Genomic DNA, 14,065 nt, shown 5'->3' with positions numbered 1-14,065 from the left:
CCATTTGGAGGTAGTATTTTTTATTTCTTGTCATTAACAAGCAGGCATGAAATTTGTATTTGTTTATCTTTCATAATGAACTTAACCACAAAGTCGAATGTTTGACTGTTAATTAACTTTTTCGTCTCAATCAATTACATGAATTAATCTAGAAATGCTTGCTGCAATGCTTTCAGTCCATCGCTGTATATACCATGAAACAGATTTATTGCCTCTTCATCACTAACCTCAACAGGAGTGAACGTACCAGACCACTCTACTAATGATGTGTTACTTTCAGTACCTTTTTTCACCCGGATTGTAGATAAATAATTAGTGACCGGGAACGGTGCATTCATGATTGAATACGTGTAGTAGCGTTCCTTATCATTGAATACTTCTAAGCGTTCTATAATTGTATCACCATCTGGATTAGCTAGATGACGTACACGACCGCCTTCAGTTAATTTACTACTAGGTATATAAGGTAACCAGTCTGGAAGGGAGTTGAAACCTCCTATTAATTGCCATACTTGTTCAGGTGATCCGAAAATTTCCATAGATATAGTAGTATATGCCATGTTCATTACGCTCCTTTTCATCCCGGTATTTACGGGTAAATAATCAGTAGAGAATAAATCGCCCCACTGATTAAAGTTTCACTTTATAGGTCCATAACTTATAGTGAGAATGAATTTTATCGTGGATTTTTTATTTAATATATAATTATAAATTTAAAACTATATACTTTTAATAATTAAATTATATAATAAATATAGAAACGAAAATTTATGAGCAAGGAAGTTGAAAAATATGACATTAACAATGGGCTTTATTGGATTTGGAAAGTCAGCTAACCGCTATCACTTACCTTATGTAAACACACGTAATAATATAAAAATAAAAACGATTTTTGTACGTGAAATAAATGAGAAATTAGCGGCTCCATATAAGGAAAAAGGTGTTTACTTCACTACTGATTTGGACGAATTGTTGAATGACAAGGAAATTCAAGTGGTGACGATCTGTACGCCAGCACATACGCATTATGAATTAGCAAAAAAAGTTATACTAGCTGGAAAATCAGTTATCGTTGAAAAACCATTTTGCGATACAGTGGAACATGCGAAAGAATTATTAGCTTTAGGACGAGAAAAAGGTGTAGTAGTTATGCCTTATCAAAACCGCCGTTTTGATGGTGATTTTTTAGCTGTGAAGCAAGTAATTGAACAAGGATTCCTTGGTGATATTATTGAGATTGAATCACATATTGATTATTTCCGTCCTGGTTCAATCACTCATGAAGCTCCAAAAGAAGAAGGTTCATTTTACAGTTTAGGTATTCATACGATGGACCGTATGATTTCACTATTCGGCCGTCCAGATACGGTGACATACGATATTCGTAATAATGAAATGGAAGGTGCGGTTGATAATTATTTCGATGTTGGTTTACATTACGGAAATCAGTTGAAGATTAAGCTGAAAACGAACCATGTCGTAGCAAAAGATTATCCACGCTTTATCGTTCATGGAACAAATGGATCATTTATTAAATATGGTGAAGATCAGCAGGAAAATGATTTGAAAGCGGGGATTATGCCTGAGAGTGCAGGGTTTGGTGAAGATTCACCGATGTACTATGGAGTTGCTAAATATCGTAATGCAAATGGTGACTGGATTGAAAAACAAATTAAAACGCCGCTTGGTGATTACGGTCGTTTCTATGATGCCGCGTATGAAACAATTATAAATGGTGCACCAAAACTTGTGAAAGACGAAGAAGCGGTAACGAATATAGAAATCTTAGAAAATGGATTTGCTGCCCCATCACCTTCAGTTTACAAACTTGAGGCTTTACATTTGAATGAATAGAAGAGAGTTTGCAGTATAAAGGAGGTATGAAAATGGCAAGCGGATCAACACAAGTAAAATACCTCGGCATTTATCAAAAGATTAAACAGCAAATTTTAGACGGTGAATATAAAATCAACGAAAAAATTCCGAGTAGCCCCGTCCTTGCTGAAGAATTTGGTGTTTCAGCCCTTACTATTAAGAAAGCGCTGGATCTATTAGTTAGAGATGGCTACATCATCCGCCGGCGCGGAAGTGGAACAGTGGTGCAAGATTGGCGTCAACAGGAAAAGGCACGAATGATTCAAACTTTAACGGGTACGAAAGCTGTATACGGCAGTGAGGTAGAAAGTAAAATTATCGAGTTTGCGATTGTTGGGGCTGATGAAGTAGTTGCTGAGAAATTGGGAGTTTCAATCGGTGATTTCGTCTATAAAATCATTCGCCTCCGCATCATTCACAGCATTCCGACGATTATGGAGCATACATGGATGCCAATTTCGGTTATCCCAGGTGTTGAGGCTTCTGTTTTAGAGGAGTCGATATACTCACATATTCAAAATAAACTTGGTCTTGAAGTAGGGACATCTGTTGTCAGGGTTAAAGGAATTCGCCCAGATGATAGGGAAAAGCAGTTTATGAACTTAACAAATCAGGATTTCCTAATGCGAGTTGAACAAGTAGCTTATTTAACGGATGGACGAACTTTTGAATATTCTTATGCAGATCATCTACCCGAAACCTTTGAGTTTGAAACAGTCATTACTGCAAAAAATTATAAAGAGATATAAAAATCGGTTGAGGCAAGTATTGTCTCAACTGCTCCTATTATACGTTAATAGAATGAATCCAAGACTTAACATTTGATTTATAGAACTGTAAAGTTTAAAATTACAGTATAGTTTTTAGAAGTGAGTTGTTATCGTCTGTAAAATGTAGATAAATTAAATATTCTCGAATAAATAATATTGCTTGTATTTGATTCTAAACTGTAATTTTTTTTAATACATTTCAATAACCGATGTTTAAAATGTACGTTTCATAAAATTAAAGGAGTGAGTTAAATATGGTAATTCTATATACAACAGCAAGCTGTGCCTCATGCCGAAAAGCGAAAGCATGGCTTGAAGAGCATCAAATTGATTATATTGAAAAAAACATCGTATCAAATTCTATGACAGTTGATGAGCTTAAATCGATTCTTCGTTTAACTGAAGAGGGGGCTACTGAAATTATTTCAACTAGATCGAAAACTTTTCAGGACTTAAATATAAATATTGAGGAGCTCTCGCTCAATGAATTTTATACATTAATAATTGAGCATCCACTAATGTTACGTCGCCCAATTATGCTGGACGAGAAAAGATTGCAGATTGGTTTTAATGAGGAAGAAATTCGTAAATTTTTACCACGTAGCGTTCGAACGTTTTTGAACATTGAATTGCAAAAATTGGCCAATTAATAAGTAGTATTTTTAGAAAAAGTTTTTTGAAAGGAGGAAGCAGAAGATGATTGAAGTATGTGTTACAGTTAATTATAATGATAGAAATTATCAAACAAATGTTATTGTGAGTAAAGATACGATTTGGACAAAAATTAAACAGTTGGCAGAAGAACAAGTGAAGAAACAGTGGAGTGTTTAATTTTATTTTCAACTTAAAAAGCTAAATGAAGTTATCAGATATAGGTGGGACCGGATAGAATATAAGAGAATTAATTTTTTATGGCAAGAAGTATTCTATATGTTTTAACGTTCTAACCTATCTGTAATATTTATGGCTACAGTTAATATATGAGAAACAATATTTTTGATCGTAGGAGGAAAATCATGAACAGCGACTTTACCTTGGCCATACACAGTTTAACTTATTTAGCTTTACAGCCAGATCGGATGTCAACAAGTAATGCTATTTCAGAAAGTGCAGGTGTACATCCAGTACGCATTCGCAAAGTACTAAGTTTGTTAAAAAAACATAAGTTTATACAATCGAAAGAGGGGACTGGTGGCGGTTTTATTTTCGCTCGCGATTTAGATGAAATTAATCTTTGGCATATTTATCAGATAACCTCTGAAGGTGCTTTGCAGCCGAAGTGTCCAGAATCAAACAATCAGTGTGTTGTAGGTTCGAACATGCGAAAAGTTCTTTTCGCTATTTTCTTAGGTGCTGAAGAGCATCTAGGTGAATACTTAAAGAATTATACAATGAAAGAAGTTGTTGACCTTATCAATCAAGAGCGTTAAGCGGCTTAATTATTATATAGCCGTGAGTTCTTAACACTTAAATGTAATGAAAAATATTACAGTATAATTGTTTTTATATCTTTTTTATCGTCACAAAAAATATTTATAGGAAGGTGAAACGGTATGATGTCAAATAATAATCATGTTTTAAAAGTAGGAGATTGGGTTCGTGGAATATCAAATGAAGGTGAATTAATAGTTGGTTATATTGTATCACTTGATGATGTAGAGGATATAGTTACAGTTAGTATTGTGAAACGTGACGGCCAGTACACAATAAACGAAGCGATTTTACTCTTTAGTAAACACGTTAACAAACTCCCTGAATCAAAGGTAATAAATAAGGAACAAATCCTTTATCTTATAGATCTTGCATTATTAACAGGGGATGAAGAATGGTTTATCGAGCTTTCTTCAAAATTAAACTCGATAAAAGAGCTAGTTAATGAGGGATTTTAAAATTTAAACTTTTGAGGGTGCACACAATCCGCCTTATGGAGAGGACACAATTACTTTTCGCATAAAAGGAAATGATGTAAAAACGATTCATTACAAACATAGAGATATCCCTGAAGAAGAGCCGAACAAACTACAATTAAGATGATATTGAAGTGATTTGTTTGTGTATTCCTGATAACGATAATTATGTAAATGAGCTGTCCATATGGGGCAGCTTTTTTGCTTTTTGCTCAGTGTAGCTTTTTAAATTGTATATGAATTCAATATTAATAATATATATCCTAAAATTTGGTTTTTGTATTTTGGGATTTTTTTCTTTTTACCTACATTAATTATTTATTAGAATATCTTTTATGTTTAAAATAAGATTTTTTGATAAAAGGGGATATAAGTATCTTTATAATAAGTCACCTAGAAAAAACAATGTATTATTGTATTTTTTTAATAACTAATTCAGCTTTAAGCGATAAAAACAATGGCTACATGCTAACTGTAAAATATTATCCATATAAAATTATTCCTCTTTAATATTTCTGAAAATATAAAAATATTAATTTTATAAATATACACGTTATAATGAGGGCGTCGAGAGAAATTTTATTATCTCTGGAGAAAATATAAAAAATGCGATTATTAGTAAGAAAGGTGTGTGATTAGAGGCGAAATGTATGTAATGTGCTTCAGTGGCTTGTGTAAGCAATATCATCAGTGCTACCGAAGTTATGAAGGTAATGTATAGAATTGAGAAAGAAATGCCTCGCAAATGAAGAGAGGCCGGTTTAGCTAAAATTACTGTTAAAAGTAAAAAAGAGAAACCATTAAAGTAATACACTGTTATTAGAAATGTTGCAACGTATTTATGAAGTCTATTCTATATTGTTCTCTTAAGGGGTCTTTATATAAAGAGCGGATATTACGAGTAAACTTTTTTGTGAACGCTAACAATTATATTAGGACGCTAATTAGTGAATGTTTCAATTTGGATTCATTATGATGAAGGACATACAATGTGGGGCAACTTGTAAGGAATTCATTTTCCAGAAAGGGAATATTTGTTAGATGCAAAGAGAGATGCAGGAATAGATACAAGGGGGAGTTATTATATGAACGGGAATACTGCAAAGAAAATAGAAGTTCAAGCTGAAAATACCGCACGAAAAAATGAGCAATATGCAGATCCGAAAAAGTGGCATAAGCAGGATACTACATGGGCACTGAGTCTATTTGGAACTGCAATTGGAGCAGGGGTGCTCTTTTTACCGATTAATGCAGGTTCAGGTGGTTTATTATCTTTACTACTAATTACATTACTTGCATATCCAGTTATGTACTACTCACATAGGGCGCTTGCTAAAATGATATACGCTTCTAATTCTGCTGATGAGGGGATCACAGGTACAATTAGAGAGTATTTCGGAAATAAAGCGAGTATCATTTTTAACATCGTATATTTCGGTTCAATTTATACAATCGTACTAATGTATTCGGTTGCGCTTACAAATACTGCAAGTAGTTTTATCGTGCATCAATTGCACATGCCAGAACCTCCAAGAGCTATTTTATCACTTGTATTAGTTCTTGGTCTTATCGCTATACTGAATTTTGGTCAAGATATTACTGTAAAGGTAATGAGTATGTTAGTGTATCCTTTCATAGTTTCTCTACTTTTTATCGCAATATCTTTAATTCCACAGTGGAATACGTCAATGCTTAGTTTTTCAGCTGTTTCAACTGCTTCAACAGGAACAGGCTATTTTGGGACGATATTGATGATTCTACCAATCATCGTATTCTCATTTAATCATTCACCTATGATTTCATCATTTGTTGTGAAACAGAGAGCTACGTATGGAATCGAAGCCACTGATGCTAAATGTGCGCAAATACAAAAGGTTTGTTATATCATGACATTCGCTGTTGTTATGTTCTTCGTTTGGAGTAGCGCATTGAGCTTGACTCCAGATGATATAAAAATGGCAAAAGAACAAAACTTATCAATTCTTTCATATCTTGCTAATGAGCTTAATTCGCCTGTAATCACTATTGCAGCTCCAATTATTGCTTTTGTGGCTATTACAAAGTCTTTCCTTGGCCATTATATAGGAGCATTTGAAGTAATGCGTGACATGATTATTAAGTTCGGTAAATCACGTGGAAAAGATATTGAAGAAAAAACAATTAAGACAGTAATCCTTACTTTTGTTGTATTATCATGCTGGTTTGTTGCTTATACAAATCCAAGTATTCTTGGACTTATTGATTCTCTAAGCGGTCCATTAGTTGCTGCTATCTTATGTCTATTACCGATGTATGCGATTCAAAAAGTTCCAGTACTAGCTAAATACAAAGGGAAAATGAGTAACGTATTTGTTATTATTGTAGGTGTACTTACTGTCTTAGCAAGTATTAAGTCATTATTCTAATTCACTATTATTCGTATTAGTGTAAAAATAGTTAATACGAATAACTTTTTGGACAAACTTCTCACATTGGAGAGTTTGTCCTTTTTTAGTCATTTTATCAACTTGCCGACAAACAGCCACCTTCCAGGCAGAAGGTGGCTTGTTTCGGTATTAATTTATTTTAACTATTCACGTCTGAATGGCCTTTTTGGAGCAATTAGCTCTAAATTAGTACCATCTGAATCGGGGAAGTAGGCAACTCCTGTACCAAATCCAGTTTTCTAGCCGTCTTCTTGAAAGATAATTGGTTCGTCATCTGGGTGCTATCCTATGCCCATCAAGCTAACAAAATGGATTGCCTCTGAAACAAAAAATGCTTTTTATTACTATAAAAAACGTAAAGTATCTGTTTTTAGAAAAAATTAATTTTTATAAATTGATGGAGATATAACTCAATTCTTTTATATATGTAGTTAAATATGATTGTCAGAATGAACTTAAAGTAATTATGATTTCTAGAAATGCGAACTGATGTTTTGAATTGGTTTAAAGTTGCTGGAACAAAATAAAACCAATTGAGCAAAAAAACTTGCAAAAATAAAAAGAGAGATGTATATTAATTGATGTATCAATAATTGATATATCAATTAATATTTTAACAAGAAAGAAAAGGAACATTTTATGAAGGAAATGTTCGTAAATATCAGTGGAGAAGAACGCAAAATACTTATTCATGTTCTATTACAGATGCAAAAAAATGTAGAGAATATTAAAGAATAGAGAGTGTAGGGGGCAGAATAGTGTGGAAATAATCGCAGCTATTTTAGTCGGGATCGTAGCATTAGAACATTTATTTATCATGATCCTTGAAATGTTTTTTATTGATTCAAAAGTAGCGAAACGTGCTTTCAAATTACCGAAGCATTTAGAAGGAGATCGAAACGTAGCCATTATGTTTGCAAACCAAGGTTTATATAATGGATTTTTAGCGGCTGGTCTCATTTGGGGACTTGTACTTGGGCTCAATCCAATTGGTTATATGGTCCAATTATTTTTCGTGATTTGTGTGGTGATAGCAGCTATTTTCGGAGGTTTCACATCTAATAAATCAATTATTGTGAAACAAGGACTTCCAGCTGTTTTAGCATTGGTTGCCCTTTTATGTATAATATAGAATCAAAGTTTTTCAATAAAAGAACTCATTTTTGAAAAGAATACGCTATTCTTTCTTTAGAATTATAGGAAAGGATGGCGTTTTTGTATGTCTATTTCTATATGTAGTGAATTATAACTATTCTCTCAAGGGACTCAACTGCTTTTCAGCTTTTGGATATATTTTCATCCATCTTTGTTTCCTCCTATTGTTGGATAGTGTAATAATTGATAAAAATTTTGATGAAATTGGATTATAACGATTGATCAAAAAAGTTAGTGATTAAAAATATTATTCTTTAGTACATACATTTTTAAGATGTTAAATATATTTCATAATAGTCTCTGTAAGATAGGGATAAGTAGAATAGTACTTTTTATAACTTTGAATGTCATTCATAATAGCACCAGTAAGAAGAAAACAGGCTTTACGGTACTACTAGTTACCAAAGATGTTACAGTAGTTTATTTAGAATCAGATTGATTGAAAGGTTGTACTATATGGCCTAATAATTTCGGAAAAATGTCGGTGTGGCATAAAACAATTATGGAGGTTAAAGATATGAGTACTTCAAATTTGAATGAAATAAGTAAACAAATTTTAAAAGAGGAGGAAACACTTCAATTTTCCTCTTTTACAAATGAAGATGCCTTGCAACTAGGTTTATTTATCGTTGAAACAGCAAAGCGAGAGAGGAAATTGATTGCTGTTGATATAACGAAAAATGGTGTGCAATTATTTCATTTCAAGATGACAGGGACAAATGAGGAAAATACGAAATGGATTGAGCGTAAAAAACGAGTCGTTTCCCTGCATGATCGTAGCTCGTATTATATGCAGATACAAAGTGAAATAACTGGGGTCTCCTATAATGAAAAATATCTTTTAGATACTTCAGAATACGCTGCGTTTGGTGGATGTTTTCCTATCAGAATAAAAAACGTAGGGGTTATTGGAATGATAACAGTTTCAGGATTACCACCAGAAGAAGATCACGAATTGGTAATAAGGGCAGTTAAAAATCATTTGAAGCAATAGTAAAAGTAAATGTGATGGTTAAGTAAAAGCCAAGAATGAACATATTATTGTTCGTTTTTGGCTTTTTATTATTTTTTCTTATAGTCGGCTAAGAGGGTTCTTTTACAGGTAGTACTTAATTGTGCAATGTTCTTTAAATTGCATCGTTTTGTTCGAGTGAGCGAAATTGCTGTAATTGAAGATGCTCTAAATTAATGTGAAATTTGGTGATTAAAGTAGCTACATTTCATCTTTGTGTAAATATGAAACAAGCAGGATACATGAATAGAGAATGGGTAAAATAGTACCGAATGATGATTAGATTTTATGAATGATGTTATAAGGCTTTTTTTAGGAAAACTGAAGGAAGCAGTGTGTTTAGATTTAGAATGACTGGCAATGGGTGCTAGGAAGTTCAATGATTCAAAAATGAACTCATTTAAACGCATATTATCTTCGAGATGTATCATTTTGAAGAATATTAAAACTTAGGAGGAACGGAATTATGACAAAAGATTTCTATACTGCACTGAAAGAAAGACGTACTTACTATGGGATTAATAAAGAGGTACAAGTATCGGATGAAAAAATTAAAGAAATCGTGGAGTTTGCTGTGAAATATACTCCATCCGCTTTCAATTCTCAAACTGCACGATTAGTTGTATTATTTGGTGAAGCTCATGATAAATTATGGGATATTACCACTGAAACATTAAGAAAAGTAGTTGGAGATGGAGATTTTTCAGGAACGCAACAAAAAATGGATTCTTTTAAAGCTGGTTATGGAACAGTATTATTCTTTGAAGATGAGGCTATCGTTAAATCGCTTCAAGAAAAATTTGCTGCATATGCTGAAAACTTCCCAATTTGGTCACACCAAGCATCAGGTATGCACCAATTAGTCGTGTGGACAGGTTTAGAAGCAGAGGGATTAGGGGCATCATTACAACATTATAATCCGTTAATTGACGATGAGGTAAAACAAGAATGGAATGTCCCTGCTAATTGGAAACTAATTGCACAAATGCCATTTGGTAATCCAACAGCTGCACCAGGTGAAAAAGAATTCCAACCACTTGAAGAGCGTGTGAAATTTCATAAGTAATATTCGAATGTAATAAAATGGAAATTTAATCAGTGGTGGTCTTACTGTCCGCAAATAGCAGGGGAAGCTAACTGTATTGTAAAAATAAAACTGTTTATTAATAAAAAAGCTTATTCGTTTTTTTTATTAATCGAGTATGTATGAATAAAAGATTTTAAAACACTATTTTAATCTGTAAGGGAACAAGGTGATCGTTTTGATCACCTTGCTTTATTTCTTACATTTTATTTATTAAAAAACGCTAGCTTTTCATAAATGCTTGAAAAATTAGCGTTTTAATAATAGGTATCTGTAATTTGATTACTTAAAACTATATACGAAAAAGCTTTTATGTTATTCCTCAAGTTCTATCCATTCCTGTGACCATTCTTCTATTCCGCGAATAATAGCTTCTAAAGCAAATCCTTTTTGAGTTAAAGAATATTCTATACGAACTGGTGTCTCAGGAAAGACTTTACGTTCGACAATTCCTTCTAGTTCTAATTCTTTCAATCTTTCTGAAAGTAATCTTCCGCTAACAGGAAGAGAAGATTCAAGTGTACAAAAGCGCTGAGATCCAGAAAAAAGTTGGTAAATAATTAGTGCTGTCCATCGTTGACTAAAAAATTTCATTCCTTTTTCAAAGCGAGGGCATAATGTAGAATCATTCATTTTCCTTCACCTCCTAAAATAAATTATATAACATCTTACTATTAGTAACAAATGTTTTTATGATTAATTACTTGACGTAAATTGATTACGAATGTATACTAACTTACATAAAGTAACTAAGTTGTTTTATGTAACTAAAACTCTTTTCTTTAAATGGCCAAAGTTGTAATGATACATATTGCATATAAGCTGAGAGAAAAAAGAATAGCATCTGTAAAAACACTTACGTTGTGTAAGTTAAACAATAAAAAATATAACAATGGAAGAGAATTTTAGAGATTCTCTATACTAGGAGGTACCTAATGGTTACAACAGATACAATTCATATGTTAGAAGATAAAATTCAATTTATACATCAAGATGGAAAGGATATTTATTTAGTAGGCCCTATCAAATTGCCAATTAATTTATATGGGGAGACTAAAGTTTTTCAATGGTATTCTTGGTTACAATGTAGTGAGGTTACAAATAGTGTAGAAGGAATTATCGAAAAACTCTCATCTATTAATTTAGCTGATATGCAGCAATCTAGTGTACTTGTATATGGTGATTTTGAGAATTCTGAAGATGCCCTAATTCGTATGCATAGTATTTGTCACACCGGTGATATCTTTGGTAGTAAACGTTGTGACTGTGGATTCCAATTAAAGCAGTCTTTACAAATGATTACAGAACATGGTTCAGGTGCTTTATTTTACTTAGCGAATCATGAAGGAAGAGGAATTGGCTTGTTTAGTAAAGCTATGACGTACCTCTTGCAAGAAAATGGATTAGATACAGTAGAAGCTAATCTGAACCTAGGTTTTGAAGATGATGTTCGAAACTATGATGATACAATTGAAGTATTAAAAGCGCTACGCTCAAAACCTGTAAAACTTATTACAAATAATCCGAAAAAATTAGAAGCGTTACAAAAAGCTGGATTAAATGTTACGAGTCGTGAACCGTTATGGGGTGATGTCTCAGAGTTTAATGAGAAATATTTGCAAACGAAGATTCAGCGTTCTGGACATTTTGAAGGGGGACACTTACATGCTTGAGCATGAATTGTATATGAAGCTAGCACTAGAAAATGCCAAGGCTATGAAGGGACAAACGACTCCAAATCCATTGGTTGGATCTGTAATTGTAAATGATAATCGAATTGTAGGGGTCGGAGCACATATGAAGGCCGGAGAACCACATGCCGAAATACATGCGATACGTATGGCTGGAGAACAGGCACGTGGTGGTACAATTTATGTAACTCTTGAACCTTGTTCTCATCATGGTAGAACAGGGCCTTGTGCTGAAGCAATTGTACAAGCAGGAATTAAGAAGGTAGTAGTTGCTACACTTGATCCAAACCCGCTTGTTTCTGGACGTGGAATTAAAATTCTACAAGATGCAGGTATTGAAGTACTTGTAGGAGTGTGTGAAGAAGAATCTAAAAAAATGAATGAAGTCTTTAATAAATATATTTTGACAAAGCGCCCATTTGTAACGATTAAATCAGGAGTTACATTAGATGGGAAAATCGCTACGTCTTTATCGGATAGTAAGTGGATTACATCTACAGAAGCAAGACAAGAAGTACACCAAATACGAAACGAAAATGCGGCTATTTTAGTAGGAGCGAATACTGTTCAAAAGGATAATCCATCATTGACAACGCGTATTCCAAATGGCCGAAATCCAATTCGAGTAATATTGGACTCGACGTTACGCATACCGATGGAAGCTAACGTTGTTACAGATAGAGAAGCTCCTACCTGGATATTTACAACAAGTAATCATGCAGAGGAAAAAAAGAAAGCATTAGAAAATGCAGGAGTTAAAGTATTTGTTACTAGCGGAGAAAAGCATATAAACTTACATGAAATGCTTGATGTTTTAGGACAAAAAGGAGTTTCCTCCCTGCTTATTGAAGGTGGTGGAGAAGTAAATGCTTCGTTTATTGAAAATAAACTAATGGATAAAATTATTTTATATTTCGCACCTAAAATTATTGGAGGTAGATTGGCGCCTAGTTTTGTAGAGGGGACTGGTATTACTAAAATGAAAGATGCAATTGAATTTAAGGATATATCATTTACCCAGATTGGAAAAGATTATAGATTTATTGGCTATCCAGCATATCGGAAAGATGAGAAATAAGGGGAATAAAAACTACTTATATGTTCCGATAAATGGATTGCAGAAAGGAGCGATGAAGAGTGAAGTTTGGATTTGATATCGATGATACATTAATTGATTTAAGGCAGCATGCTTTTCATTTATATAATAAGAAATTAAACAAAAAAGTAGGGTTGGATGTATTCCATTCTTTAAAAACAATTGAAATTCATGAAGCATTTGGCATGACTTCGGAGGAAGGCGGTCATATGTGGAATAGTTTGCTGGATGAGATTTATTATACTTCTTGTTCACCGTTTCCGTATGCTGTAGAGACATTGCAAGAATTAGAAAGACAGGGACATGAAATTTACTATATAACGGCGCGACCTAAAGAGCATGGAGAGCAAACAAAAAAATGGTTAATAGAAAAAGGATTTCCGGTACATGAAGATCGCTTTTTCTATGGAATGAAGGATGAAGAAAAAATACACTTCATACAAGAAATAAAATTAAACTATTTCTTTGATGATAAGCCGGCTGTTTTAGAAACGTTAATAGGAAAACCGATAAATGTATATGCAAAAACTACTTCTTACAATCAATATCTCAATATCCCGCGTATTACAAATTGGATGGAGTTAGGAGATATTATAAAGAAAGATATGTGAGGATTTAAATGGAAAATCAAATAGAGCCAAGAGCATATTGAGTATTACAATTTTAGAGGAAAGACATACGTATTATGTCTTTCCTTATTTTTTAATACTATCGTTTTTATTAGTGTGATGTGCTAGGAGTACTTCTAATAGAGGGGAAATAGAAAAATGAGCAATAAGAAAAATATTTTTAAGCTAGTCTTGTATGGAAGCGTAATTTATATATCATATCAGTGATGGTTTTCCCTGGTGCCACAGTATATGCGGATATTTTGGATAAGAAGTTCAAGAATTAATGAGATGTGTTCATAATCATGAATTTTTGGAAAACGAAAATTACAATGTTAGGTTATTTTGAATCAGTAGTGGACGATATGCAAAATTACATATTACAAAATAAACATCGTAATTTTGGGATTCTTGGTATAAAATACATTACTTAAACTATAT

At 33.1% G+C, this 14,065-nt stretch carries 16 protein-coding genes and 2 pseudogenes; 15 read left to right on the top strand and 3 right to left on the bottom strand.

Features of this window, described 5'->3' with window-relative positions; genetic code table 11:
- Positions 1 to 143 precede the first annotated feature (143 nt).
- Complete coding sequence (locus tag MKY21_RS17015; RefSeq protein ID WP_000332041.1) at positions 144 to 560, bottom strand: SRPBCC family protein; 417 nt, start codon at positions 558 to 560, stop codon at positions 144 to 146.
- 232 nt (positions 561 to 792) lie between these two features.
- Between MKY21_RS17015 and MKY21_RS17010 the strand changes: the two genes are divergently transcribed.
- From MKY21_RS17010 to MKY21_RS16975, 8 genes and pseudogenes are all read left to right on the top strand, one after another.
- Complete coding sequence (locus tag MKY21_RS17010; RefSeq protein WP_323630832.1) at positions 793 to 1,854, top strand: oxidoreductase; 1,062 nt, start codon at positions 793 to 795, stop codon at positions 1,852 to 1,854.
- 32 nt (positions 1,855 to 1,886) lie between these two features.
- A complete protein-coding gene (locus tag MKY21_RS17005) occupies positions 1,887 to 2,624 on the top strand; it encodes a GntR family transcriptional regulator (protein WP_000146278.1) in 738 nt (245 codons plus the stop codon).
- Between the two features lie 275 nt (positions 2,625 to 2,899).
- Positions 2,900 to 3,295, top strand: a complete 396-nt coding sequence (gene spxA / locus MKY21_RS17000) for a transcriptional regulator SpxA (RefSeq protein WP_000236190.1) — start codon at positions 2,900 to 2,902, stop codon at positions 3,293 to 3,295.
- Between the two features lie 46 nt (positions 3,296 to 3,341).
- Positions 3,342 to 3,476: a BA3454 family stress response protein gene (locus MKY21_RS16995; protein ID WP_000573532.1), complete on the top strand. Its 135-nt coding sequence runs from the start codon at positions 3,342 to 3,344 to the stop codon at positions 3,474 to 3,476.
- A 185-nt stretch (positions 3,477 to 3,661) separates the two neighbouring features.
- The gene (gene saiR / locus MKY21_RS16990) at positions 3,662 to 4,075 is read left to right on the top strand and encodes an Rrf2-family transcriptional regulator SaiR (RefSeq protein ID WP_001083465.1); all 414 of its coding nucleotides are present in this window, start codon (positions 3,662 to 3,664) and stop codon (positions 4,073 to 4,075) included.
- Between the two features lie 123 nt (positions 4,076 to 4,198).
- Complete coding sequence (locus tag MKY21_RS16985; protein WP_000987462.1) at positions 4,199 to 4,534, top strand: IDEAL domain-containing protein; 336 nt, start codon at positions 4,199 to 4,201, stop codon at positions 4,532 to 4,534.
- 7 nt (positions 4,535 to 4,541) lie between these two features.
- A pseudogene (locus MKY21_RS16980) lies at positions 4,542 to 4,679 on the top strand (DUF3888 domain-containing protein); the annotation flags it as partial.
- 958 nt (positions 4,680 to 5,637) lie between these two features.
- Positions 5,638 to 6,957 carry an aromatic amino acid transport family protein gene (locus MKY21_RS16975; RefSeq protein WP_001014190.1) on the top strand — a complete coding sequence of 440 codons (1,320 nt, stop codon included), beginning with the start codon at positions 5,638 to 5,640 and terminating at the stop codon, positions 6,955 to 6,957.
- A 164-nt stretch (positions 6,958 to 7,121) separates the two neighbouring features.
- On the opposite strand, the pseudogene MKY21_RS16970 reads toward MKY21_RS16975, so the two are convergent.
- Positions 7,122 to 7,256, bottom strand: a pseudogene (locus MKY21_RS16970) (VOC family protein); the annotation flags it as partial.
- A gap of 482 nt (positions 7,257 to 7,738) precedes the next feature.
- Between MKY21_RS16970 and MKY21_RS16965 the strand changes: the two are divergent.
- The 3 genes from MKY21_RS16965 (at position 7,739) to MKY21_RS16955 (ending at position 10,211) form a co-directional block, all read left to right on the top strand.
- Positions 7,739 to 8,110, top strand: coding sequence for a DUF1304 domain-containing protein (locus tag MKY21_RS16965; protein ID WP_000402471.1), 372 nt, complete (start codon positions 7,739 to 7,741; stop codon positions 8,108 to 8,110).
- A 501-nt stretch (positions 8,111 to 8,611) separates the two neighbouring features.
- Positions 8,612 to 9,127 (top strand): heme-degrading domain-containing protein, encoded by a 516-nt coding sequence (locus tag MKY21_RS16960; protein WP_114556391.1) that lies wholly within the window; start codon positions 8,612 to 8,614, stop codon positions 9,125 to 9,127.
- Between the two features lie 484 nt (positions 9,128 to 9,611).
- Positions 9,612 to 10,211, top strand: coding sequence for a nitroreductase family protein (locus tag MKY21_RS16955; protein WP_000158938.1), 600 nt, complete (start codon positions 9,612 to 9,614; stop codon positions 10,209 to 10,211).
- 333 nt (positions 10,212 to 10,544) lie between these two features.
- Here the strand turns inward: MKY21_RS16955 and MKY21_RS16950 are convergent, their stop codons facing one another.
- Entirely contained in the window at positions 10,545 to 10,862 is a 318-nt protein-coding gene (locus tag MKY21_RS16950) for a winged helix-turn-helix transcriptional regulator (protein WP_001000104.1), read from the bottom strand.
- Between the two features lie 302 nt (positions 10,863 to 11,164).
- Here MKY21_RS16950 and MKY21_RS16945 point away from each other — a divergent pair, with 302 nt between their 5' ends.
- The 4 genes from MKY21_RS16945 (at position 11,165) to MKY21_RS16930 (ending at position 14,058) form a co-directional block, all read left to right on the top strand.
- The gene (locus tag MKY21_RS16945; protein WP_000258865.1) at positions 11,165 to 11,902 is read left to right on the top strand and encodes a GTP cyclohydrolase II; all 738 of its coding nucleotides are present in this window, start codon (positions 11,165 to 11,167) and stop codon (positions 11,900 to 11,902) included.
- Positions 11,895 to 12,998: a bifunctional diaminohydroxyphosphoribosylaminopyrimidine deaminase/5-amino-6-(5-phosphoribosylamino)uracil reductase RibD gene (gene ribD / locus MKY21_RS16940; protein ID WP_000889428.1), complete on the top strand. Its 1,104-nt coding sequence runs from the start codon at positions 11,895 to 11,897 to the stop codon at positions 12,996 to 12,998. Before MKY21_RS16945 ends, ribD begins: the two co-directional genes overlap by 8 nt.
- A 59-nt stretch (positions 12,999 to 13,057) precedes the next feature.
- Positions 13,058 to 13,627, top strand: a complete 570-nt coding sequence (locus tag MKY21_RS16935) for a 5' nucleotidase, NT5C type (protein ID WP_000668223.1) — start codon at positions 13,058 to 13,060, stop codon at positions 13,625 to 13,627.
- 302 nt (positions 13,628 to 13,929) lie between these two features.
- Positions 13,930 to 14,058 (top strand): hypothetical protein, encoded by a 129-nt coding sequence (locus MKY21_RS16930; protein ID WP_002000310.1) that lies wholly within the window; start codon positions 13,930 to 13,932, stop codon positions 14,056 to 14,058.
- The last annotated feature ends 7 nt before the right edge of the window (positions 14,059 to 14,065 follow it).

Source organism: Bacillus sp. FSL R9-9497 (assembly GCF_038005805.1).
In the GTDB taxonomy this organism is placed as follows: Bacteria; Bacillota; Bacilli; order Bacillales; family Bacillaceae_G; genus Bacillus_A; species Bacillus_A cereus.
The sequence above is the reverse complement of the archived record's forward strand: the minus strand, read 5'-3'. Positions and strand labels throughout refer to the sequence as shown.